Source organism: Psychrobacter sp. AOP31-B2-9 (assembly GCF_052378005.1).
Taxonomy (GTDB): Bacteria; Pseudomonadota; Gammaproteobacteria; order Pseudomonadales; family Moraxellaceae; genus Psychrobacter.
In genome coordinates, this window is record NZ_JBQSXG010000042.1 from 1 (window position 1) to 25,275 (window position 25,275).

Consider the following 25,275-nt stretch of genomic DNA (forward strand, 5'->3'; position numbering starts at 1 on the left):
CCCGTACATATCTGATTGATGGGGAGTACATAAAGGAGGAGCCTAAATTACTTTCGTTTACAGATATCGAAGCAAAGTATGATGAAAACTCACATAAGATCTTCACTTTTGATGTTAATGCAGATGGCATTGACGATAAAGTTATATCCTCTATCAATGATGAGAATAACGTATTTCAAGATGATGAACTTTATGCCTTTCTTGGAGATGAAAATAGTAAATATACATTGAGCTTAGATACGTCAAATCATGCTAGCGATGGAGGTTACTTTTTATCTGACATATTACCACGGCCTAACTATTCTGGTTTTATTTTGAGAACCTATTTCTCAAGCAGGGGTTATCCAATTCGCCATTATTATTATACTTACAAAAATGGAGTTTGGTACATCTCTGCTACAACGACTGAAGGCTATACAGTGCAAGATCATAATTACTATTGCACTGATAATACTGTAACGACGGTGTCAGAGTACAACCAATCTATAAGCGAATCGTTTAATAATGACGAGGAGCTACTTCAAAATTGCCCTCCCTTACCCACCAAGTACACTGTCAAAACAGATCAAGCAGAAATTCTTGATGAAAAATTCGAATCACGGTCGAAACCGAACTATTATATCAAAGGTGATTTGATTGAAGCTTTTGATCAAAATGAGGACTGGGTGAAAGTTGCTTATAAAAATGGTACTAAATTCGGCTGGATTGATAAGCGTGATCTAAGCCCAGTAGCGGACTGATCTTTAGCATTTTTTAGAATGTATGTCTATACTTTACCTATAAATTAAGAATGCCGTAGATTACGTTAAAGAAAGGATCAATAAATTATGAGACGCTTTTGCCCATACTGGGGTCGCTTATATTAATAGAGATACTAACAGAAATAACATGCCTGATAATTTTGGGGCCTCTAGGCCTGAAACAGGCAAAGGGTTAAATTTTCACCCCGCATCTTATACGCCAACGGGCGTCATATTCAACTATCAATACGTAGTCAACAGGATGTGTGGTTATACAAAGCGCAGTGGATTATTATCAAATACATAATACGATTATTAAATCTGGACAAAATAAATTAACCTTTTGTGTTATAGCGGGAGATGTTTAGTGAAAATCTTAATGAATGTTTTATTTATTATTGCTACGCTTTCATTTACAGCTAGCTGCAACAGTTCAACCGTTAAACAAACTCAAAGCATGACGGAATCAAAGAACGCAGAAGAAAGCACATACAGTTGGATGGAGGACAAATCCATTACTAAAAGCAATTATTATCGTAATTATTCAGCAGCCCATTTAAACAAAAATACACAGCAAATTGTCCAATCAATTCTAATTGAATTTTGGAAAGTTCCTCTTCAAGCTAAAAATGTGCGAAGTGATTTCGGTTTTACAGATGGTTTAGAAAAAGGATTAATTAATATATATGTAAAATATAAGCATTTACCAAATTGGTATATGCAGGTTGGACAATGTACTAAAGATAATAAAGGACCGTACTATCAGTGTGTTGTTGATGGAGATGCAGGGCAGTTTTCAATTAAGTTCGTCGATAACAAATTGCAACTTAAAGGATATATAAGAATGAATATATGTGGAGTAGTCTGGGAAAAGGTTGCGAGTAAACTTGAAAATGCATCTTCTCCATTAAGCGATGATTGGTATAAAGGCAATGAGGTTTTTATGTTAGATAATATTAACGAGATTCCTTTACGTTTAAAAAGTGAAATAACCAATTGTAGAAATTATGGGCAATAAACTCTATACCCCAAGTCTAACAACAGCCTGACGTGCTTCTTTCATAAACTATTGTTTGAAATAGAAAAAATACGCGTTTACAAAAGATCCTTCGTTGCAATTTCCAACTAGATATCCAGAAAATTTTGTAAAAATATCAAAACCAGCGTATGGAGCGATTGTTGTATATAAACATACAAAACGGGGTTATAGTACGGGTCATGTAGCTAGTTATATTTAAAAATGTATTGTTGGTAATTTGAAGGTTAAAATCATGTTTAATATATTACCTTTCCTATTAAGCTTTTTATTTTTAGCATCTTGCACTCATGATACTTTGAAGAAAAGCACTGAAGAAAAGACAGAGTTAAATACTATAAATGAATTATATAAAAGCACAGCATTAGAAATTAAAGTTTACTTTGAAAATCCAAATTTAGACGATTCAAGCTATGTTATTCGATATGTAGACAAAGCATCGCCACTAAAAAACAGCATTCAAGAATACTTGAACGGTTTAACACCAGAAGAGAAAAAGCTAGGATTTGAAACTAGCAATTTTGGCAACAATAGTTTTCAAGTAAAGATTGAGAAAAAGACTGCTCTTATAAATTTTAAAAGCAGTGACTTATCAATCACAGGCCCAGAACAAATATTAAATTTTAATTACAACATTTCCAAAACAGCTGAGCAGTTTGATACGGTTAATGAAACAGAAATTTGTGTCAACGATATCTACAACTATCAAATGGCTTTCTTAGCTAACGAAGAACCAGTGGAATGTCCCTTTAGTTTTTAAAAATCAAAAAAGGTATGAAGTTGATTAAACTTTAGGTACCATTTGACCCATGTCGTCAAATCCGTACAGTTAAACTTAGGAAGCTTTAGTTACGAAGCTTAATGATAACAATCAAACTACATCTGTCTTGGCATCTTATAGACTGAACCCTTCCGAGTCACAGTCTGGTTGTAATATAGTTCAATAGATTTAGAGCTATTACCGATAGCTTCGAATTCCGTTCCATAGTCTTGGTTATACATCAACTCATTCTTCAATGTGCACGCTTTTGCTGGTTTGAGCGAGGCATTAGATATAGAAATTGAACGACAAACCATAATGGTAAAACCAATGCAACAGACTATTTGATTTGACAGATAGACTTTTTTAACTAGATAGTCTGTAGTGATACCATCAAAAAAGGCTGCCAATAGGCAGCCTTTTTCTGTACTCAACGCGTCCTAAGAAGCAGCGACGGACTCATGCTGATACGATAACGCAAATATCTTATCAAAGGCCATTGTAAAAAGGAAGGTGTAAGCCAAGAAGAACAACAGTAATGCTACCTCCATCTTAAAGGCTTGGATTAGACCAACATCGTACCAAACCATATACAGTGGCAAGCAAATCAACACCAACCCACCTTCAAAACCAACAGCATGGGCACTGCGTATCCATAACGTCCGATGTACCAAACGTTTGCGACGTTCCCACGCTTCAAAAGCGGTATTGTAGATAAAGTTCCAAATGACGGCTGCTACCGACATCATTACCGCGACGGGCAACGATTCTGATGCATCACTATGACTGAGTATCATCAATAAAAGAGTAGATAAAATAATAGCAATGATTTCAAAGACGGTCACATATGTTAAGCGACGTTTGAGTGGGGATAACGTAATCAACCAAGACTCCAAAGCACCTGTATTTAAACAGCAAGGTGCCTATCAAAGTATCGGTCCGTCCCGAGATAAAAAAGAAAGGTGAAATGCAGAGCCACGGTTTCCGCCTGCAATTATATTATACAGAAGATAACTGAGAAAGTCAGTTAGTGCTTATATTGAGAAGCATAAACTGGTTTCTCAGAGGGAGTAGTTAATAAGATTTATGTTTAGTTCATTTTCAAATAGCTATTTCATCACTCACTTTTATAAACGTGAAATAGTTTGAAATTAATAAAAGGGAAAAATGTTCATCTGTTATTTCTGGCTTCAACTTTTTCTGCAATATCTATCACAATCTTAACTTCACTTTCATTCTCTATTTTTTCTTGTTCCTTCTTACTCTCCAGAACTGGCACATAACGTATTCTAGGTTTTTTTATGATAACTGTTTGGTGTCTAGCTAGGGCGTGTCCTCAATTCAATCGATAGTTATCTAAATGAGTTAAAAACGGCTAAATCTTGCCAAACAGCGTCAAATAACTGACTAATATCTCGATATTATCTGCGCTATTTTCCTTGTTTGACTGCTATTTATCTCATTTTTATCATCATTTTTAAAATGAGGACACGCCCTAGCATATCTCTAAAAATTTCATATCTCCATACAACAAAAATTTTATTTTTGGTGCTAATTTCAATAGACCATATAAAAATCATAAATAGAATCTTTATAAAAACAAACAATAATACAAGAGCCACCCAAAAATATAATGCTGACAGGTTAAGTATGCTAAACATAGAAAAAAAATTTTCATCAGTGATGGATGGGATTAAAGGTGATAAGCTAACTGTCAAAGTAACAGTTAAAATCACTAATAATAGATTAATTGTGTACTGATTACTAAGCATTAGCTGAATTATTGAGTCTATATCTCTACTAGAAGGTTTCCTATTATTTATGTTAGATTCAACTAGATCAGTCAAATTCTGAATACTTTCTCCATTATTCAAAATTTTTTCAAACCATAATTTTTCAACCTCAAACTTAGCAGCATAATAGTTTTTTTGCTTCAAATTAGAAAGGTGATCTGTATCTATATTAAGTTCAGACTTCATTCTAGCTTGTAAAATCTCTACTTTTTTTGGTGAGAGATACCAATAACCTATAACTAAGCATATTAATAGAATTAAAAAACTTGCTGAAGCTAATATCCAAAATACAGAAAAATCAAAATTAATGAAACGACCAATGAACTTGTTGAACTCTCTATGAATTATAAATGCTAAAAAAAATATAAGTGTTGACCACGCTGAATACGATATCAACTTAAGCAAAAGTCTTTCGTCATTATTAGTTGGTAACCATGCATGAAATATACAAAAGTAATTATTAACAATATCAATAATATAAGTATTGGTGAACTTATAATTTGATCGACTATTGTTTATATTTTTCTCACTAATTTCTGACTTTACATCTTCTTTATCACTACCATTCGACTCCGCCATATCACTTCCCTCCCCCAAAATTAATTTTGTTAATTATCAACTAATATAAAAAGGGTTACAATAAAACATCCGTCGGTAAACGGCACTAGATGTCGTAAATAAAATTTAAACAAAAACCCCGCATCATGACGATACGGGGTTTTCTAGTTTTAGATGTAAGACTTCTAACTTTAGAAAGAAGCCTTACAGCATCAAAAATTAGCTCAATTGAGCAACATTAATTTTATCAGCTTCTTCAGTGTACTCTTCCATACGGTCGAAGTTCATGTATTGATACACTTCTTCGCCCATGCTGTTTAGCATACCAGCATACTGCTGATATTCATCATTAGTAGGCAGTTTACCAAGTACCGCTGCTACTGCTGCAAGCTCTGCAGAAGCTAGGTAGACGTTAGCACCTTGACCGAGACGGTTCGGGAAGTTACGTGTTGAAGTCGATACCGCAGTAGACTTAGGTGCGATACGTGCTTGGTTACCCATACATAGTGAACAACCTGGCATTTCAGTACGAGCACCGGCTTGAGCGTAGATGTTATAGTAACCTTCTTCCATCAACTGACGCGCATCCATTTTAGTTGGTGGCGCAATCCATAGACGAGTCTTGAGGCTTCCTGCTGGTACATCTTTTAGCAATTTACCAGCGGCACGGAAATGACCGATGTTGGTCATACATGAACCAATGAATACTTCATCAATGGTATCGCCAGCGACGTCAGCTAGTGTTTTAGCATCATCTGGATCGTTCGGGCAGCACAGGATAGGCTCTTTGATTTCGCTCATATCGATAGTGATATCGATAGCGTATTCAGCATCTTCATCAGCACGCATTAGGCTTGGATTCGCTAGCCAATCTTGCATCTGCTCGATACGACGACTGATGGTACGTGCATCGCCATAGCCTTCTGAAATCATCCACTTAAGCAGTGTGATGTTTGAGTTTAGGTACTCCGTCACTGAATCTTCAGAGAGTGTGATGGTACAACCAGCAGCACTACGTTCAGCTGATGCATCAGACAACTCGAACGCCTGCTCAGCAGTTAAGTCTTCTAGACCTTCGATCTCAAGGATACGACCGTTGAACTCGTTGATTTTACCTTTCTTATCAACCGTCAAGTAACCTTCTTTGATCGCTTGATAAGGGATAGCATGTACTAGGTCACGTAGGGTGATACCAGCTTGACGCTCACCAACAAAACGAACACGGACAGATTCAGGCATATCAAGTGGCATCACACCAGTCGCAGCTGCGAAAGCAACCAGACCAGAACCCGCTGGGAACGAGATACCCATTGGGAAACGAGTATGCGAGTCACCACCAGTACCAACGGTATCTGGAAGTAGCATACGGTTCAACCAGCTATGGATGATACCATCACCTGGACGTAAACTTACGCCGCCACGGTTCATGATAAAGTCAGGTAGTGTGTGCTGAGTTTCAACATCAACTGGCTTTGGATAAGCCGCAGTGTGACAGAATGACTGCATCACTAGATCCGCTTGGAAACCTAGGCAAGCCAAATCTTTTAGCTCATCACGCGTCATAGGACCAGTGGTATCCTGAGAGCCAACAGTCGTCATTTTAGGCTCACAGTACATACCAGGACGCACGCCTTCTAGACCACAAGCTTTACCAACCATTTTTTGCGCAAGAGTGAAGCCTTTACCAGTGTCTACTGGCTCTTCTGGCTTAGCAAATACGTCAGAATGACCAAGACCCATGTATTCACGAGCACGATTGGTCAGACCACGACCAACGATCAATGGAATACGGCCGCCCGCACGAACTTCATCAAGCAATGTTGGTGAGTTTAGCTCAAACGTTGACAATACTTCATCAGAGTCATGCTTAGTGATTTTGCCTTCATATGGATAGATGTCAAATACATCACCCATGTTTAGGTTATCAACCGCGACTTTTTCGATTGGCAATGCGCCAGAGTCTTCCATTGTATTAAAGAAGATAGGTGCGATATTGTTACCCAATACCAGACCACCGCCACGTTTGTTTGGCACGTTAGGGATGTCTTCACCCATCAACCACAATACTGAGTTGGTTGCAGACTTACGGCTAGAACCCGTACCAACAACGTCACCCACATACGCCAATTGATGGCCTTTTTGCTTTAACTCTTCGATTTGCTTCATTGGGCCAACAACACCCTCTTCGTCAGCATTGATGCCGTCGCGAGAATTTTTGTGCATGGCTAGTGAATGCAATGGAATATCAGGACGGCTCCATGCGTCTTGCGCAGGTGACAAGTCATCCGTATTGGTTTCGCCAGTCACTTTGAATGTCGTATAAGTGGTTTTTTCTGGTACTGCATCACGGTTCAAGAACCATTCAGCATCAGCCCAAGACTGAACAACTTCTTTTGCGATGTCATTACCAGCTTCTGCTTTTTCAGTCACGTCATTGAACGCATCAAATACGAGCAAAGTCTTTTTCAATGCTTCAGCAGCGTCTTGTGCTACTTCCGCGTCATCTAAGGCAGCAACCAATGGCTGAACGTTGTAGCCACCTTGCATCGTACCCAAGATTTCAACCGCTTTTTTCTTGCTGATAAGTGGAGATGATGCTTCGCCCTTAAGGATAGCGGCTAAAAATGCAGCTTTAACGTAAGCAGCTTGGTCGACACCAGCAGGAATACGGTTTTCTAGCAAGTTCATCAAGAATGCATCTTCGCCTGCTGGAGGAGTTTTTAGTAGCTCAACCAACTCTGCTACTTGCTTTTCATTCAATGGTAGCGGAACCGTTCCTAGCTCAGCACGTTCTTCGACATGTTTACGATAAGCTTCTAACACAATAGTCGTCCTCGTCAGTTGGTGTTCAGTACATTACGTTGGGTAGTCAGTATGACAGCCTGCGCCCATGTACTAGGTGGAATAATTATCTGTGCAATCATAGCTTAAAATGCTCTAAATGTTAATGGCTCGACCTTGAAAAGACTCATAATAAAGCCATATTGGACATTTATTATAAAAATAGTACTATCAATTATGAGCTTGAGTAGCTTTTTATATTTAAGACTAGGGTGTGTTTGATATTCACAAATAAGCATTACTAATAACTAAAATTGCTCCATACAAAGAACAAGTCGAAAATAATATAGATACCTTAGCAAGACTTACAACGCAGTATGGGACAATTTTAATATCAGCCTTGATAAATACGGCCTGATTTGACAGTTAAATAAATATGTTGTGACTGCTATACTTCTTCGCAAAATAGAACTTCATGAGCACATAATAAGTTAATAGCTATTAAGGATATGATTATGGCTGACAATAATACTAACTATGACAATGGTCTTAAGGTACGTACCGATGTCATGGGTGAGCAACATGTGAAGCGCTCACTTGATGCTGCTACAGGATTTACCCAGCCGCTGCAAGACTGGATCATAGAACACGCTTGGGGCAGCACTTGGCAAGATGATTCGGTATTGCCGCGCAAGTATCGCTCGTTAATTACCATCTCATTTTTAATTGCCCAAAAAAGCCCAAACGAGTTGAAAGGTCACATACGTGGCGCCATTAACAATGGCGCTAGTGTCGCTGAAATTAGAGAGGTGCTGATGCACAGCTTGCCATACTGCGGTGCACCTGCCACTCAAGAAGCGTTTCGTGCCGCCATAGATGTACTGAATGAGATGGAAATTGATATAGATATTTAAAACTATGGTCGAGAAACAAGTCGTAGTAATCTTAACAAGATTGTTTAAAAGTTGACGACCAAATTTCTGCTATAATATCTGCATTCATAAAATATTCTTACAATCCTATAAACCCTTATAATATAAAGGGTTAAGAGACAAATTTATTATGACAACTGCCGTACAAACACATGTACCTGCTGCTAGGGCCAAACCAAAAAAAGCCATTCAAGGCGAAAAGCTACGTGGCTATGACAAAGTTGCACGTATTCCAATTAAAGTAATCCCGACTGTTGAGGCAAAGAAAAAGCCTGATTGGATTCGGGTCAAGATGTCATCACCTGCTGAGGTGGCTCGCATTAAAGCAACCTTACGTGAGCAGAAGCTATACACAGTCTGTGAAGAAGCTGCTTGCCCTAACCTGCCACAGTGCTTCGCTGATGGTACTGCGACCTTTATGATCATGGGTGATATCTGCACTCGTCGCTGCCCATTCTGTGATGTGGGCCATGGTCGTCCCAATAAATTAGACGCCGATGAGCCGCGCCATACTGCTGAGACTATCGAAGGTCTACAGCTTAAATATGCAGTAATTACCTCTGTCGATCGTGATGATCTCAAAGATGGTGGTGCTGGACATTTTGTAGAAGTCCTAAATGAATCAAGAGCACTTAGCCCAAACTGCTTGATTGAGATTCTAGTGCCAGATTTCCGTGGTCGCATGGATATTGCGTTAGATTTATTGACAGAAACACCGCCAGACGTGTTTAACCACAACATCGAAACCGTACCACGTCTATACAAAGCGTTTCGTCCAGGTTCTGACTATCAGCATTCACTCGACTTGCTCAAGCTGTATAAAGAGCGTCGTCCTGATATCGCTACCAAATGCGGCTTTATGGTTGGTTTGGGTGAAACAGAAGAAGAGATTTATGCACTACTCGACGATCTAAAGGCACATGATGTGGATATGATTACAATCGGTCAGTATCTACAACCTAGTAAAAACCACGCGCCTGTTGATCGTTACGTGCATCCAGACGAGTTCCAACGCTATATGGACTATGGCAAAAAAATCGGCTTCTTTAATATTTGGGCAGGCCCAATGGTACGCTCAAGCTACTTTGCCGATCGTCAGTACTACGGCGAAGACTGCCCTGCACCAATCCGTAGCAAAAAGGCATTGGCTGCAGAAGGCAAGCTTGGCTGTTAATCTGACAATACTAAAGAAAAAAGATACAAATACAACCACGCGATACAGAGATACATTTTTCTTGCTTACTGTGCCTACGCAGACAGAGGCTGCGCAAAATGCAACCTGTATCTATTTTATAGTGGATCGCCTATACAGCGGATATAAAAACACTTGTTGGGAGCAATTGCCAAGGTAGTTACTAAAACAATAGCCAACCATATAAAAAGGGTGAATAACAAATTTGTTATTCACCCTTTTTTCGGCTTTAATACATCGTTAAAAGATTCAGAGCCAATAATCTACACAGTTAAAGTCGGTGTTGGCTTTCCGGCTGTTTTTATATTAAATACCGCAATACCAAGAACAATCACCCCACCAATAATACCTGTAACCATCTCAGGATAAATCAATAACAAAGCGCCAATAGCTAAGATGATACGAGTCACGGTATTCATACTGCCTCTAAAGTAGCCTTCAAGTGCTGAGCTCAGTGCAATGACACCAGTTACCGAAGTCACTACCACTGTAATGATATCTACAATAGGTGGCAGCGGGAAATCTTTTGCCGTGACTGCTAGGCCGGTTGGATCTATCATCAACATCGTTGGATTATAGATAAACATAAACGGTACGATAAACCCAGCAAGTGCCAGCTTGAGTGACAAGAAGCCTGTCTTCATCGGATCGCCACCAGATATACCAGCACCAGCAAAAGCTGCCAAACACACAGGCGGCGTAATATTGGCAAAGATACCAAAATAGAAGACAAACATATGCGCTGACAAAATCGGAATATCAAAGCCAGCCAGTGCTGGAGCCGCCATCGTTGCCGTAATGATGTAGGCAGGAATAGATGGTAAACCCATGCCCAATACCATTGACGCTAGCATCGTCAAAATAAGCGTAAAGAATAACGAGCCTGCGCCTAGCGTGACGATAGAAGATGTCATCACTGTACCAAAGCTGGTCAAACTCACGACACCAATGATGATGCCGACGACCGCACAAGCTGCCATTACCGCGAGCGACTGGCGCGCACCATCTTCTAGTGCGCCTAAAATATCAGACAATCCCATACGAGTCTCAGCACGTAGCATGCTGATCAACACAGTAAAGCCGATGGTATAAGCCGCTGCATAACCGACAGGTACATTTTTGATCAATAAGAAAACCAAAAAGACAATCGGTAATAACATGTGACCACGTGCTTTTAGGACTTCTTTTACCGCTGGCAGGTTTTCTTTAGCAATGCCTTTTAAGTCGCGACGTCCAGCGCGAAAATGCACCTGAGCAATCACGCCTAGATAATACAGAATCGCGGGTAATAATGCTGCTAAAGCAATCGTGCTATAAGGTAAGCCTGTCGTCTCAGCCATAATGAACGCACTCGCGCCCATAATTGGCGGTAGTATCTGCCCGCCAACAGAAGCACTTGCCTCAACTGCGCCAGCGAAGTCTTTGTGATAACCGACCTTTTTCATTAGCGGAATCGTAAAAGCACCAGTACTGACCACGTTTGATAAAGCCGAACCATTGATGCTACCCATAAAGCCACTAGAGATGACGGCTACTTTTGCAGGCCCGCCCTTTTTGTGACCAGCGATCGCCAATGCCAAATCATTGAACAGCTGCCCCATTCCTGAACGTGCCAAGAACGCACCAAATAGAATGAATAGGAAGATAAAGGTGACCGATGCACCAATCGCCACAGAATACAGACCTTCCGTTTTTAGGAATAGTTGACCGAAGATATCGCCCATATCATAAGGGCGAGTCAGTAATCTATCGGGCATAAAATCCATGTGACTGACAAACGGATAGGCCAAAAATATCCCTGCCAATATTGGCAAAATCCAACCTGTGATACGGCGACTGCCTTCTAACACACAGACTACCGTAATCAGGGAAAATATCACATCGACTTGATTGGCCATACCACCACGCGATGTCACAATATCTTGATATTCATAGATGAGGTAGCCCATACCAGAGAAAGACAGAGCAAACCAAATCCAGTCATACCAGGCTACTCGCTGGCGACTGCTTTTTTTACTAGCGGGGAAAATCAAGAAGATCAGTGCAAAACCAACACCCACATGCACAGAGCGCTGTAACAACGCTGGCATCGGGTTAAAGGTTATATATAAATGAAATAGCGAATAGAGTATACAAATCCCAGCGAGCAAATACTTTACTGGTCCTTGGGTGATATGACGCGTGATTGACTCTCGGTCATATTTTTCTAATACTGCTTTATTGATCGCATCTGCCTCAGCATTGTTATCAATTTGAGTATCTGGCATGGTAGGCACGCTACCCTGATCCGTCACCTGAGAGTTCATGACAAAAGTCCTTTTTAAATCTATCAAATAAGCCATATGCTTGAGGCTTAATCACCACTTCAGAATAATCTGGCACCCACTGGTGAATCAAAAAACGATGATTACCATAATCAATCTCACCTTTGGTAAGTCTAGAGACCACCCAATTGAGGTTGGGCAGCTTTTCATTGATTTGATAACCTAGATAGCCCTGTTTTTTTATGGGAGCAAGCAGTTCAGTTGAAGGAGTGCCCGCACCAAAAGCTTCAAAATAAGTGGTGGTTAGTAACAGCTCAGCATCTTGTGGACTACTGCCATCTATACGTTGATACTGCTCTTCCCACCATTGTTTTTCTACAGAATGAATCCAGCGCAATTCAAAGTCCGGTTCAACGAAATAACAAACCTTATCGTCAGCACCGTCTATCCCTTTAACTCGTACTTCGACAACAGGCTGACGAAAAAAGCCCATCCATGACATAAAAAAAACCAGTGCCGCAATGAATGCTGCACCAGTTAGTAGCCATAATGATTTATTTTGCAGCTTGTTCATCATAATACTTTTTAGCACCAGGATGAATTGGAGCTACCATACCATCATTAGCTGTTTCTAAGCTGATGTCGTTGGCTGCTTGGTGAGCTGTTTTCAAACCATCCAAATTTTCAAATAACGTTTTGGTTAATTTATAACCATCAGCTTCAGACAAGTCAGAGCTAACCAATAATGCATTCATGATTGCCGCAGTTGGAACCGCCTCTTCGTTGCCATAAGTATCCACAGGAATCTCAAAGGTTTTGAAGTAAGGCTTGCTTGCGATAATTTCTTTTAGCTTGTCTTGGTCGATACTGACAATCTGTAGATCTAAACCTTGTTCTAACTCCATCAAAGAAGAGTTTGGTAGACCACTACTAAAGAATGCCGCTTCAATTTTACCTGCTTTCATACCGTCAGCGGCTTCAGCAAAGCCTAGATAGTCAACAGTGACATCGTCATACGTAATACCAAACCCTTCTAACAAGGTTCGAGCATTGACTTCTGTGCCAGAGCCTTGGTCGCCCACAGCGATACGCTTACCTTTTAGATCTTCAATGGTTTTTATACCAGAGTCCTTTGAGGTGACGATTTGCACCACATTAGGGTATAAAACAGCGATCTGCTGAATATTAGTGATAGGTTTATCGAAGTTGTTTTTACCTTCGACTGCATCGGTGACCACGTCACTGAGTGCCAACACCATATCGACTTTGCCTTGGGTTAATAGATTGACATTTTCGACAGATGCACCAGTGGTTTGCGTTTTTGAGTTTACCCCAAAAGTTTTGACATAGATTTCTGATAATGAGGTGCCAATGATGTTGTAAGGTCCAGATGCCCCGCCAGTAGCAATAGTCAGAAACTTGGTATCAAGCGTATCACTCGTTGCAGCTGCATCGGTTGAAGCGCTATCTGCTGACGCACTATCACTGCTTTCTGAACATGCTGTCAGACCTAATGCCACACTTAACATCACTGATAGAAATAACGGAGATTTTAAAGAATTGCGCATTGAATTCATCCTTGAAGTAATCTGTTTAATCCATTTAAAAACATTAATATAACCATATTAATGCGTTACAGACTTGCAATAATATAGCAATTTTTATCACAAATAAACTAAAGTATCTTATATCACGTGTTTCCTGGGCTATAGACCCAAAGCTATTTGAAAAAACACCAATAATATATTTAATTTATCACATGAATTATTTCGCTATTTAAAACGTATCATCCTTGATAACGACTCCTATAGTCAGTCCTAAATAAAACAGTTACAAATATAACCATGCGACACTGGCATACATTTTCCTTGCTTGCTGTGCCTGCGCAGACAGAGGCGACGCAAAACGCACCCAGTATCGCTGTATTTATTTTATAGTGGATCAACTATACAATAAGAGTCAGGTGCTGCCACGGAGATTATTTTTTGTTGAGATTCCAATTATAAGTGGTGTAATCAATCTTTATTTTTCCTTGCTTTAGGTTTGTGGTTTGGGCTTTGCTGAGTCCTAAAGATGAGCTGTAACGACCCAAAAATCCTTCCAGATTTTTTGTTCCACGCCAATTGGTCGCAAAATCTTCTTTGTACCATTTGAAAATAGGTGATATCTCTAACGTACTACCCTTTAAACGATTGCGGCTACTATCTGCTAAAAACTTGGAAGTAGCTTGCTCTAGCTGACCGTCTAAGCCCTTGCCTGTAAAAGCATCGTCTTGTAACGCTGGACAGCCAATACTGGCACAGTTAACCGCAAAGTGAATGCGTGGATCGTTGTAACGTTTTGAGCCACGGATGAGAGTGTGTTCAATATCATCGAGCGAACGCGTTTTGCCCAATAGAGGAATAAACTCCTGTTTCCATGGTGAGCTCAAAACACTGCCAATATCCTTAATAGATTTAATGTTTGGATATTTTGTTAGCACCAAATCAACCGTGCCAGCGTTATAAACGTTAATTAAAAATGCCAACTGCTCATTTTTGCTCCAACCATTGAACTCTGATTGCGATACTTTACCCGCCGCTTTGAGATAGCTGGTCAGCTTACTCTTATCTGCTTTCATGCCAGCATAGTTCACAACAGAAGCCTTCCCCCCATTGGTCATGGTTACATTTTTTCCTAACAAACTGTCCCAACTTTTATGATTAAAATCAGCATAGGCAGCAACGCTTGATAATGAAATAGCAACGGCTAGAACTGGTTTCCAGACCGCAGTTTTTGTTAAGATATTGAATCTTGACATAAATTTGACTCCGTTTAAATCGATGATTTTTTATTTAGAATGGTAGTGTTTATAGGATGGACAAATAACCTGCAAGATAAACTTTCTTTCTTCACCCACAGTATTACGATCTAACGCTACTACAGAATAAAAGACAATTCTAAACATTTGATTATTAATATGATTTATAAAAAATTATCTCAACCAAATATTTTCGTATTTGTGTTTTGGCTAATCAATAGTACCCCATTGTGAATAAATATTTATGATTAACTCTGTTGATTTTACCGCTTATTCCAAATGAGAATTATTTTTTTATATGAGTTTACAAAGCTTTAATAAATTCATTATCTAAGCCACTAAAACTAGAAACTTTACAGCATTAAACATCTCAAATAGCATTGACCCTATAAGGCTTTGTCGTTAAATTGTTTGTATTACCTATACCTACGCATAGGGACATCTAACCAACTGTTGATGATATATCAGTTTCATGGTGAGCAAACTATACCTATATAATAAGCTTGTAAAAGCTTATGTCTGCTCCAATAAACAGTCGAACAACAAAAGATCGATTACGCATAATTAAAACGATTTAAAGGAAGTCTCATGAGTACCAGCACCGATACAAACAGCGAACACATCCTCTCCTCTGATAACACTCATTATTTGCATCATGATTTTTTTGAACCAAGCGATAAAAACACTAAAATAAAAGCCACGTTACTGATTGTGCATGGTATGGCCGAACACAGCGGCCGGTATGCAGAATTTGCTCAGTTTTTGGCAGATAATGGCGTTGCAGTAGCAACTTATGACCATTTAGGGCACGGGAAAACCGTCAAAACGACAGATGATTTGGGGTTTTTCGGTGATGAACATCCCGTACAGTTGTTATTGAAAGACGTCATTATCATGTCAGACAGTTTAAAAGAAAGGCACACTGATGTTCCACATTTTGTCATGGGTCACTCTATGGGATCATTTATTATACGCAACGTCCTCAAGCACCATGCACGTGCTTTTACAGGTGCTATTTTGATGGGCACAGCAGATGCCAACCCATTGACCAAAATACTATTGCCTGTTAATAAAATACTGGCGAAAGTAGCTCCAAGAAAACAAAACCCCATGTTTGCTAAGGTCATGAACAAAGTTTTAAATAGTCAGCTTAAAAATCGTGTCTCGTCATCAGAGTTTGCTTGGCTAAATCAGGATCCCGCCGCCATTGAAGCTTATGAGGCTGATCCATTGACCGGCTTTGATTTTACCAATAATGGCTTTATGACGTTATTCTCGCTGATGGAGACAGGCTTAAATAAACAATGGGCAATGACAATTTCAAGAGAATTCCCAATGCTATTTGTCAGCGGAGAAGATGACCCTATCGGTGAGATGGGTAAAGGTGTCCGTAAAATCGTTACTCGCTTGAATAAGAAAAATTTTAGTCACGTAGACATCCAACTCTACCCCAACATGCGCCATGAACCACTTCACGAAAAAGATCATCAAATCGTTTATCAAGATATTTTAGAGTGGATAGAGAGTAACAGCTCAGTTAGTTAAGTTAAGTCCAGTTACGCTAAGTATTGCTACATCAAAGTTGATATTTGCCATGAACCTGTTTGCTAAAAGTTGTTAAATTAGCGACAATACGGCAAGTAAATAATTACTCTAATGCCAAACCAATAAGTACAATGTATTTTTCGATCACCTTTCACTAACTTTAGGAACTTTTATGTCATTACAACAAACCATCGAACAAGCCTTTGAAAACCGCAACGAATACAGCCCAAGCACCATGCCACAAGACGTCCGTGACGCTGTAGAACAAGTGCTTGAGCAATTAGATAACGGTAGCCTACGTGTTGCAGAAAAGAAAGACGGTGAATGGATCGTCAACCAATGGGCAAAAAAAGCAGTATTACTGTCTTTTCGCTTAAACGACAATTATGTTCAAGCTGCTGGCGAGCATGTGCAGTTCTATGACAAAGTGCCGACTAAATTTGCTGATTGGACTGAAGCACAGTTTAAAGAAGCTGGCGTACGTGTTGTACCACCAGCCGTTGCTCGTAAAGGTTCTTTCATCGCAGCTGGTGCAGTATTAATGCCATCTTATGTCAATATCGGTGCTTATGTTGATCAAGGCGCCATGGTTGACACATGGGCGACCGTTGGCTCATGTGCTCAAATCGGTAAAAACGTCCATCTATCAGGCGGTGTTGGCATCGGCGGTGTATTAGAGCCATTACAAGCCAACCCTACTATCATCGAAGACAACTGCTTCATCGGTGCACGCTCTGAAATCGTTGAAGGCGTTATCGTAGAAGAAGGCGCGGTCATCTCTATGGGTGTATACATCGGTCAGTCAACTCGTATCTATGATCGTGAAACTGGCGAGATTCATCGTGGTCGTGTACCAGCAGGATCTGTTGTGGTACCAGGTAGTTTACCGTCAGAAGATGGTACGCATAGCTTGTATGCCGCTATCATCGTGAAAAAAGTTGATGCGCAAACTCGTGCAAAAACATCAGTCAATGAATTATTGCGTTTAGCTTAAAACGGTATGACCGCACGTATCATTATTGAGTAAAAATACTGATCGAGAAAAGATGCTAAAGACTTACTTTAGCGTCTTTTTTTTAGCTCATCTTTTTGCAGCTTAGTGTTGCTGTCTGCGTTATAATCCTTTTTTACGACCTTTTCTCATGTATTGCAAACCTATTCTAATCACTCCACTCTTTTATCTGATATCGACATTGTTATGACCAAGCCATCGCTACGTACTGCCACTATACCTGTCACCGATCCTGAAGCAGGTCTTCGTTTGACAGAAATTTTTTACTCCTTACAAGGGGAAGCCATCACCTCAGGCTTGCCAACGATATTTGTGCGACTGACTGGCTGCCCACTGCGCTGCGTCTATTGTGATACCGAGTATGCTTTTACTGGTGGTGAGCGCCAGTCACTAGATACCATCATAGAAACCATCAAAGGCTATCCATGTAAGCGTATCTGTTTGACTGGTGGAGAGCCATTAGCGCAGCCAAATGCGATTGAGCTCATGAAGCGACTGCTGAGCGATGGCTATGAGATATCACTTGAAACAGCAGGCGCGCTCACAGTAGAACAGGTACCAACAGCCGTCAGTAAGGTAATGGATCTCAAAACACCAAGTTCAGGCGAAGATGATAAAAACTTATGGTCAAATCTCGATTATCTTACTCAACATGATCAAATTAAATTTGTCATTATGAACCGCGCTGATTATGACTGGGCAAAAGCCAAACTGTTTGAACATAAGCTCAATGAATTGGTCGGTACCGTCTGGTTTTCTCCTATGTTCAATGTTGCAGAGGATATGCACGCAGAGACTGCTCCTGATATACCAGTACTAGCACGTGAGCTTGCAGAGTGGATGTTGGCAGACGCTTTACCGGTACGTTTCCAATTACAACTGCACAAAATTATTTGGGCAGATGCCAAAGGCAAATAAAAACTTTAACGTCTGAACATATAAACAACTATAGTCGATCCACTATAAAATAAATACAGCGATACTGGGTACATTTTGCGTCGCCTCTGTCTGCGCAGGCACAGCAAGCAAGGAAAATGTATGCCTGTATCGCATGGTTACATTTGTATCTGTTTTATTTAGGACTGACTATAGCCAACTATAAATAGGGATAGAGGTATGGTCAAACTCATTTTATTAGGTCTATTGTCAGGCGCTTTTTTTAGCTCGACATTTATCCTAAACGAACTCATGAGTGCTGCTGGTGGACATTGGTTCTGGTCAGCCAGCCTTCGCTATGTATTTATGTGGCTGATGCTTACCGCTATTATCGTCATGCAGCATGGCTTTGGACGTATTAGAGAGCTAGCGACTATCTTTCGTCAACATTGGGGATTTTGGTGCATAACAGGTAGCATTGGCTTTGGTATTTTTTATACAGGCATATGCTACGCGGCCGATCATGCTGCAGGCTGGGTCGTCGCAGCAACCTTTATGTTTACGGTCGTCGCAAGTCTGCTGGTCTTGCTCGTCTTTGGTCAGCGTTTTGATAAGAAATTCATCGCCTATGCGTTATTGGTGTTTTTCGGTGTGGTGCTGGTGAATATCAGTGAAGGAATACATGCCGCCTCTGTCTTAGGTGCTGATACCGTACCTATGACAGACATGCTGCTTTATGGTGCTTTGCCTGCGCTAGTAGCAGCCTTTAGCTACCCTATTGGTAACCAGTTGGTTTGGCAGGTTTCTTATAATGCCAAACAGAAAAACACTGAATCGCCAGCACCGACCTCTCAAGCAACTGACCAGATAGTGGAAACTGAGCTACCACCTTTATCTGCTATTGATACCCACTATCCGGCAGACTCAATTAGTATTGCTCATACGACAGACACTGTCTTAGCCGAACCGCCCCCTTCTCTATTGCAAAACTTGATTGCTAAAATTCCCGCTATCCAAACCACTCTACTACAAGATGCCTTTAACAAAGTATGGCTAATGACTTTGGGTAGTGTGCCCTTTTGGTTGGTATTGGGTATTGTCGTTCATCCTGAGTTGCCAGACACTAAACAAGTATTTAATACACTACTGGTCGCGTTATTGGCTGGCGTGGCAGCCACCAGTATTTTCTTATATGCCCGCGAAAAAGCAGAAACCTCCAGCGAAGTCGCTGGTGTCGATGCCACTCAAGCCAGCGAGGTCATATTTGCCTTGATTGGCGGTATGTTATTGCTCAACAGCAGCCTGCCATCAATGATGGGATTAATAGGTATTGCTCTCATTATCGTTGGATTGATTCTGTTTGCAAAAGACGGCTAATACACTAAGGGCTGTTAAAAATTCAAACCCAACCATCTATAATCAAGGCATTTTAATATTTCTTTGACTATAGTCAAAGAAACATAAAACCGATACGATTGTATTATGGTGCTACTGGTACAAATTTTACTTGATGGCTATATTCACAGAGGCTGCGAAAAATTTATCCCAGCAGCACTGTAGCGATTTAAAAATACTTTGACTATCTATGTTGATGGTCACTACTTGATATTATAACTATGGCTAATGATTTAATTTTTCCTGATATTTTGTTGTATTTATTAGATATGGTGGGCGTGATTGCGTGCGCGATAGCAGGCACGTTGCTTGCTCAGCATAAAGGGTTTGATATTTCTGGCTGTATCTTAGTGGCGATGGTCAACGCTATCGGCGGTGGTACATTGCGTGATATGGCTCTAGACCGTCATCCGCTGTTTTGGATGACTGACCTCAATTATGTGATCGTCATCACCGTGACATCGCTCATCCTACAAATGTTTTTTCATCTATATCATAAGATCGATAAAGCATTGAAACTGTTTGATGCCATTGGGCTGGCTGCCTTTAGTGTGATTGGTTTTAAAATAGCGTTGACACAAGATATGTCGCCTATTATTGCTATTATGATGGGTGTGTGGACTGCCATGATTGGCGGTATGCTCCGTGATATTATCTGTAATGAGATACCACTGGTACTACAGCGTGAGATTTATATCACTGCCAGTATTGCTGGCTCTGTGACTTACTTGATTTTGCAATACTTCGGTATCTCCTCTGGTATTAATGAATTTATCATGCTGTTTACCATTTTTGCAGTACGTATGTTGGCGCTCAAGTTTGATTGGCACCTGCCTTCTATTCGTCTAGTCGCTTAACCTAAAAAATATTATAAAGTTATAGGCGATCCACTATAAAATAAATACAGCGATACGGGTTACATTTTGCGCAGTCTCTGTCTGCGCAGGCACAGCACGCAAGAAAAATGTATCCCTGTATCGCGTGGTTGTATCTGTATTTCTTTTATTTAGGAATGACTATAGCCCGTATCAAATGATTTATCATCTTCACTAGTGAGATTTGCTCATGTTGGCTATCGCATTGAACCCTGCTGCCCTAATCACCACGTTTGATCCAAACTCATTGATATTTGTGTTTGATATGATTGGTATTGTGGCTTGTAGTATTTCAGGCACGATATTGGCCAAGCATAAAAACTTTGACGTGTTTGGCTGCTTGCTAGTATCAATTGTCACTGCTATCGGTGGTGGTACCGTCCGTGATGTGATTTTGGATCGTCATCCATTATTTTGGATGGTAGACATGAGCTATTTGACGGTTATTACGATATCTTCATTGGTCATGCAAATATTTTTTCATCCCAACTCTAAACGAGTCGATAAGTTTCTCAAACTCTCAGATACCATCGGCTTAGCAGCGTTTACCTTAATCGGTATTAAAATTGCGGAAAGTATGGGGGCGAATATTCCTGTGTCACTATTACTTGGTGTGATTACGATTATTGTCGGTGGTATCATCCGCGATATGATCTGCAATGAGATTCCACTCGTACTACAGCAAGAGATTTATATTACCGCTGCATTAACTGGCGGTATTCTGTATTTTGTATTGCAATATCTGGGCGTAATAGCATGGATAACTGATATCGCCGTTATGAGTACAATTTTTACGTTGCGGATGCTGGCCATTCGCTACGATTGGCAGTTCCCAACACTGGAATTAAAGTATTAAGTCGCACCACCCTCAAGAGTCTGATTAGCTTGCGTTTTTTCAACTAGGGCCAGATCCTTCACCATCAACTGTAGGCTTTGCTTACCGTTCCACTCGTTGATGTCTAGCTGAAATAACAAATGCACTTGTTCAGCACGATAATCCCATACATCGCTATCGAAGTTAAAGTAAATTGCTTCAATCGGATACTGCACATCTGGATAACGCAATGACAGTTTAAGATGCTTGTCCTTTAGAACCTTAAAACTGAGTACTTCGAATACACCATCAAATATCGGCGGTGCAAAACCATGACCCCACACACTCGCATCAGCCAGATGCTCAACGAACCAAAGACTAAAGTCACTTGCCTGCAATGCGCCATCTGTGAATTTCTGCTCAGCAAACACCTCATCATCCATCTCTGCCATGACTTCATCAAATGCCGTAACAAACTCATCAAAATTACGGCGCTTGATGGTCAATCCTGCTGCCATCGCGTGACCACCAAAATGACTGATTAACTCTGGATATCGTTCAGCGACTTGTTCAATCGCATCACGAACATGCACGCCTGCGATAGATCTTGCAGAGCCTTTAATGGCATCGTCGTCGCCTATCCGCTCGACATCTGCTGGTGCAAAAACGATACTTGGCAAATAGTGGCTTTCTTTTAAGCGTCCAGCGACGATACCGATCACACCTTGATGCCAATCGTCTTGGTACAACACGATGCTTCTCTTTTTGACCATACTAGGCTCAGTAGTATTAGAATTACCCTCGTTAACGGCCGGTTTCTTAGGCTTGATCTGAGTAATGATATCACTACTTTCGTCTAAATCAGTGTCGCTGCCCATCTCAGCATCAGCCGCTAAGTCTTGTACAATGCTGTCTGCTTGAGCGCGCATTTCACCTTCTACCTGACGACGGGTACGATTCAACACTTCAAGCTCTTGAGCCAGTCGCTGTGCGGTACTCCAATCTTCCGTTAATAAGCACTCAATACCGATGCGCATATTGTCCATGCGCCCAGCAGCATTGATGCGTGGACCTAACACAAAGCCAAAGTCCTGTGCATGCAACTGCTTAGGGTCACGACCTGCCTGCTCAAGTAACGCTAAGATACCTAGGCAGCATCGTCCTTGGCGAATAGCGTTTAATCCATGATGCACTAAGATGCGATTGTTTTTATCGAGCACGCCAACATCGGCAATCGTCCCAAGTGCCACCAAATCTAAATATTGGCTGACTTGTACGGTGGACTTGCCAGCCTCTCGGCGCAGCTTTGCCAAGCGTCCAAGCACATAGAACGCCACGCCGACACCGACCAGTGCCTTACTAGCAAAATCACAACCGAGCTGGTTGGGATTGACCACCGCCTCAGCAGGTGGCGTCTGTTTGGTCGTCAGATGATGGTCGGTGATAATGACAGCAATGCCGTCCGCCTGTGCTCGAGCCACACCCTCATGACTAGAGATACCATTGTCCACGGTCACTATCATGTCGGGGTGATAAGTCTCAATACCCAACTCGACAATCTCAGGCGTCAGTCCATAGCCGTACTTGAACCTATCTGGCACTAAAAAATCAACGACTGCGCCCATCTTTGTGAGTGCGCGCATCATCAGTGCGGTACTGGTCGCACCATCACAATCGAAGTCGCCAACGATCAGGATGCGTTGTCCATCATCAATGGCAATATCTAACAGTCGTACTGCCTCAGTCACGCCATGTAGCATCTCTGCAGGCAGTAGACCGGATAGCCCAGTCTCAAGCTCATCGGGCTCAGTGATACCTCGACCAGCATATAAGCGGGCAAGCGTTAATGATTGAGCAGCAAGTGGCTGCAACGCGGTGGGCAACTCGTCGATGCGAGTGCTGGTATAACGGGGGGTTAAATTTAGCATGGGTGTATTCTACTGGCTTTATCAAAAGGTCACAATGCTCATTTCTAGCGGAACGGTTTATCATTTTTTAGGATTTTACATTACTATTAATCCTATTGAAGCCGTTATACATAACAAGCTTTTGATCGCCTTTAACAGCCTTTATCGACACTTTACAAAACAGCCAGTTTACAAAAATGGTGTATAGTGACTGTATTTTTCTGCATTTTGCTACAAAGCAATGATTGTATGCCTCTTATAAATCCATAGAATAGATAGTAACTGAGATATTTATTAAAACTATAATTCGATATTTTAGAGTGTTTCATTTTAATGATTTGTTTTAGTGACATATTTTAATAACTTATAAGGAGCCTTTATGAAAACCACACCAACCGCTGAAAAACTACCAAATACAATAGATCCTAGCTTAGACCTTGAAAAAACAAAAAAAGAATGTCAAAAGCTGGTCAAAAAACGCGCTAAGTACTCTGCTGGTGTCGCCATTGTTCCTGTGCCATTCTTCGATGTCGCCGTAGATGCAGGCATGCTTACCCAGCTATTACCTGACATTAGTGAACGCTTTGGCTTAATTGAAGATCGTCAGTCAGCGGTTGATTTAGAATCACGAGCCGTTCATTGGGGTGCTTTAAAAGATCGTACCGTTGACTTTGCAGGACTAATGGCGACACGTGGTATCGTGAAAAAGACAGTACAAGGCTTCGGTGGTCGTATCGCTGCCAAGCAAGTGACAAAATTCATCCCACTCGGTGGTCAAATGGTTGCGGCAACCATGGGCTATATGATTTTCAAAAAAATCGCTAATGACCATATCAATGAATGCTACAAGCTAGCAAAAGACATTCAAACCAAGCAACACGGTAAAAACGTCTAAAAATAGCTATAAAAGAAAATGTCATAAAAAAACCAGCTTAGACTATTTGTCTTTGCTGGTTTTTTACGCTGTTTAGTAAAGTCATTAAGCCCTATCATTGCTTTTTTTGAGTAAGGTTTATTATCACACTAGCATTTTCAAATCCACGACTTATATGCACTTGTCCTGACCAGTTGCTTGGTAAGATCATTTCTTCACCAAACACAATCTGAGACTGCTTATCCAGTTTCATTAATTCTCTCAGCTGCTGATGCTGATAAGTCACTGGAACCAATGTTTGTAAGATATCCGCCAAAACAGGCAGACGATTTCCAGCACTAGGCCTAATACTAAAACTCACTCTTTGAGTATCACAGCCATTTAATTCGGCAGACACTTGCATATTATTTACCTGTAACTCTTCTTCAATCATCTGTGTATAGTCATGAATATCCATAGTATTCACACGCTTTACATCACGCAATGTGGTAAATATATGCTTATCCATATTTGCTGATAATTGGCAGTTGTCCCGATAATAAGTACTTACTGGATTACCTCTCATCCAATCAATATCGAATGTGATAGACGGTGCTATCAACTCACCATTTTCATAAGCCTCAGAATGGGAGCGATAGTTAGGTACTGCGCTATAATGTATATCATTACCTTCTACCTCATACTCGACGATATGTTCACTAAACGGCGCATACAACAGCACTTCATGCTCGTTAATAATGTGGTTGTTCTTATCTAATAGCAAATAATGCACAGCACTATTAGTTGTCACACTACCGCCTAACGGACCTAAAGATTCGATTTCTAATGCTAAATCTTCAACTCCATCATGATTGAAGTCCTTCACTATCAAAGGCAATAACCTCAGACTATAATTCATGCTTTGCTCAGTGCTATCAGCATCGTCATAATTATCTGCACAATCATATTCAAGATCAGCCGATACATGAGGATTTGGTTTTGGAAAAGAACAATGACGCTCTACTAAATCAATAATCAGCGACTTTGGCAATACCTTATCGACTGCATGAGAAAATGAAATTGCACTCATAGAGAGCGTGCATAAAACAGATAAGCGTAATAACATAAGATTACCAGTATCA

21 protein-coding genes are annotated in these 25,275 nt (G+C 40.7%); 12 read left to right on the forward strand and 9 right to left on the reverse strand.

Going from position 1 to position 25,275, the window contains the following annotated elements:
* The 3 genes from ACT3SX_RS06775 to ACT3SX_RS06785 form a co-directional block, all read left to right on the forward strand.
* Positions 1-740 (forward strand): hypothetical protein (locus ACT3SX_RS06775; RefSeq protein ID WP_444761548.1); only part of this gene is annotated, 740 nt, incomplete at its 5' end.
* Positions 741-1,107: 367 nt separating this feature from the next.
* Positions 1,108-1,758 (forward strand): hypothetical protein, encoded by a 651-nt coding sequence (locus tag ACT3SX_RS06780; protein ID WP_192520665.1) that lies wholly within the window; start codon positions 1,108-1,110, stop codon positions 1,756-1,758.
* Positions 1,759-2,011: 253 nt separating this feature from the next.
* On the forward strand, positions 2,012-2,536 hold the full coding sequence (locus ACT3SX_RS06785; protein WP_192520666.1) for a hypothetical protein: 525 nt from the start codon (positions 2,012-2,014) through the stop codon (positions 2,534-2,536).
* Between the two features lie 440 nt (positions 2,537-2,976).
* Here ACT3SX_RS06785 and ACT3SX_RS06790 read toward each other — a convergent pair whose 3' ends face one another.
* The 3 genes from ACT3SX_RS06790 to acnB all read right to left on the reverse strand — a co-directional run bounded on the left by ACT3SX_RS06790 (position 2,977) and on the right by acnB (position 7,710).
* Positions 2,977-3,420, reverse strand: coding sequence for a PACE efflux transporter (locus ACT3SX_RS06790; protein WP_192520667.1), 444 nt, complete (start codon positions 3,418-3,420; stop codon positions 2,977-2,979).
* A 570-nt stretch (positions 3,421-3,990) separates the two neighbouring features.
* Positions 3,991-4,908, reverse strand: a complete 918-nt coding sequence (locus tag ACT3SX_RS06795) for a hypothetical protein (protein WP_442069736.1) — start codon at positions 4,906-4,908, stop codon at positions 3,991-3,993.
* A gap of 198 nt (positions 4,909-5,106) precedes the next feature.
* The gene (gene acnB / locus ACT3SX_RS06800) at positions 5,107-7,710 is read right to left on the reverse strand and encodes a bifunctional aconitate hydratase 2/2-methylisocitrate dehydratase (RefSeq protein ID WP_192519339.1); all 2,604 of its coding nucleotides are present in this window, start codon (positions 7,708-7,710) and stop codon (positions 5,107-5,109) included.
* Positions 7,711-8,183: 473 nt separating this feature from the next.
* Here acnB and ACT3SX_RS06805 point away from each other — a divergent pair, with 473 nt between their 5' ends.
* Both ACT3SX_RS06805 and lipA read left to right on the forward strand, forming a co-directional pair.
* Positions 8,184-8,582, forward strand: a complete 399-nt coding sequence (locus tag ACT3SX_RS06805) for a carboxymuconolactone decarboxylase family protein (RefSeq protein ID WP_192519340.1) — start codon at positions 8,184-8,186, stop codon at positions 8,580-8,582.
* 148 nt (positions 8,583-8,730) lie between these two features.
* Entirely contained in the window at positions 8,731-9,774 is a 1,044-nt protein-coding gene (lipA, locus tag ACT3SX_RS06810; protein ID WP_192519341.1) for a lipoyl synthase, read from the forward strand.
* 281 nt (positions 9,775-10,055) lie between these two features.
* On the opposite strand, the gene ACT3SX_RS06815 is transcribed toward lipA, so the two are convergent.
* The 4 genes from ACT3SX_RS06815 to ACT3SX_RS06830 all read right to left on the reverse strand — a co-directional run bounded on the left by ACT3SX_RS06815 (position 10,056) and on the right by ACT3SX_RS06830 (position 14,856).
* A complete protein-coding gene (locus ACT3SX_RS06815; RefSeq protein ID WP_192519356.1) occupies positions 10,056-12,059 on the reverse strand; it encodes a TRAP transporter permease in 2,004 nt (667 codons plus the stop codon).
* Between the two features lie 10 nt (positions 12,060-12,069).
* Positions 12,070-12,630 carry a DUF1850 domain-containing protein gene (locus ACT3SX_RS06820; protein WP_225739168.1) on the reverse strand — a complete coding sequence of 187 codons (561 nt, stop codon included), beginning with the start codon at positions 12,628-12,630 and terminating at the stop codon, positions 12,070-12,072.
* Positions 12,611-13,624 carry a TAXI family TRAP transporter solute-binding subunit gene (locus ACT3SX_RS06825; protein WP_192519343.1) on the reverse strand — a complete coding sequence of 338 codons (1,014 nt, stop codon included), beginning with the start codon at positions 13,622-13,624 and terminating at the stop codon, positions 12,611-12,613. The genes ACT3SX_RS06820 and ACT3SX_RS06825 overlap by 20 nt, the downstream gene beginning before the upstream one ends.
* Before the next feature lie 410 nt (positions 13,625-14,034).
* Positions 14,035-14,856, reverse strand: a complete 822-nt coding sequence (locus tag ACT3SX_RS06830) for a DUF547 domain-containing protein (protein ID WP_192519344.1) — start codon at positions 14,854-14,856, stop codon at positions 14,035-14,037.
* Between the two features lie 588 nt (positions 14,857-15,444).
* Between ACT3SX_RS06830 and ACT3SX_RS06835 the strand changes: the two genes are divergently transcribed.
* From ACT3SX_RS06835 to ACT3SX_RS06860, 6 genes are all read left to right on the forward strand, one after another.
* Entirely contained in the window at positions 15,445-16,401 is a 957-nt protein-coding gene (locus ACT3SX_RS06835; RefSeq protein WP_192519345.1) for an alpha/beta fold hydrolase, read from the forward strand.
* A gap of 172 nt (positions 16,402-16,573) precedes the next feature.
* Positions 16,574-17,395 (forward strand): 2,3,4,5-tetrahydropyridine-2,6-dicarboxylate N-succinyltransferase, encoded by an 822-nt coding sequence (gene dapD / locus ACT3SX_RS06840; protein WP_192519346.1) that lies wholly within the window; start codon positions 16,574-16,576, stop codon positions 17,393-17,395.
* A 204-nt stretch (positions 17,396-17,599) separates the two neighbouring features.
* Positions 17,600-18,331 (forward strand): 7-carboxy-7-deazaguanine synthase QueE, encoded by a 732-nt coding sequence (queE, locus tag ACT3SX_RS06845; RefSeq protein WP_192519347.1) that lies wholly within the window; start codon positions 17,600-17,602, stop codon positions 18,329-18,331.
* A 198-nt stretch (positions 18,332-18,529) separates the two neighbouring features.
* Positions 18,530-19,666 carry a multidrug resistance efflux transporter family protein gene (locus ACT3SX_RS06850; protein ID WP_192519348.1) on the forward strand — a complete coding sequence of 379 codons (1,137 nt, stop codon included), beginning with the start codon at positions 18,530-18,532 and terminating at the stop codon, positions 19,664-19,666.
* A gap of 239 nt (positions 19,667-19,905) precedes the next feature.
* A complete protein-coding gene (locus ACT3SX_RS06855; protein WP_192519349.1) occupies positions 19,906-20,541 on the forward strand; it encodes a trimeric intracellular cation channel family protein in 636 nt (211 codons plus the stop codon).
* 208 nt (positions 20,542-20,749) lie between these two features.
* Positions 20,750-21,415, forward strand: coding sequence for a trimeric intracellular cation channel family protein (locus tag ACT3SX_RS06860; protein ID WP_192519350.1), 666 nt, complete (start codon positions 20,750-20,752; stop codon positions 21,413-21,415).
* On the opposite strand, the gene recJ is transcribed toward ACT3SX_RS06860, so the two are convergent.
* A complete protein-coding gene (gene recJ / locus ACT3SX_RS06865) occupies positions 21,412-23,301 on the reverse strand; it encodes a single-stranded-DNA-specific exonuclease RecJ (RefSeq protein ID WP_192519351.1) in 1,890 nt (629 codons plus the stop codon). The genes ACT3SX_RS06860 and recJ overlap by 4 nt on opposite strands.
* Positions 23,302-23,659: 358 nt before the next feature.
* On the opposite strand from recJ, the gene ACT3SX_RS06870 reads away from it, so the two are divergent.
* On the forward strand, positions 23,660-24,175 hold the full coding sequence (locus ACT3SX_RS06870) for a hypothetical protein (protein WP_192519352.1): 516 nt from the start codon (positions 23,660-23,662) through the stop codon (positions 24,173-24,175).
* 94 nt (positions 24,176-24,269) lie between these two features.
* On the opposite strand, the gene ACT3SX_RS06875 is transcribed toward ACT3SX_RS06870, so the two are convergent.
* A partial coding sequence (locus ACT3SX_RS06875) for a hypothetical protein (protein WP_444761698.1) occupies positions 24,270-25,275 on the reverse strand: 1,006 nt, incomplete at its 5' end.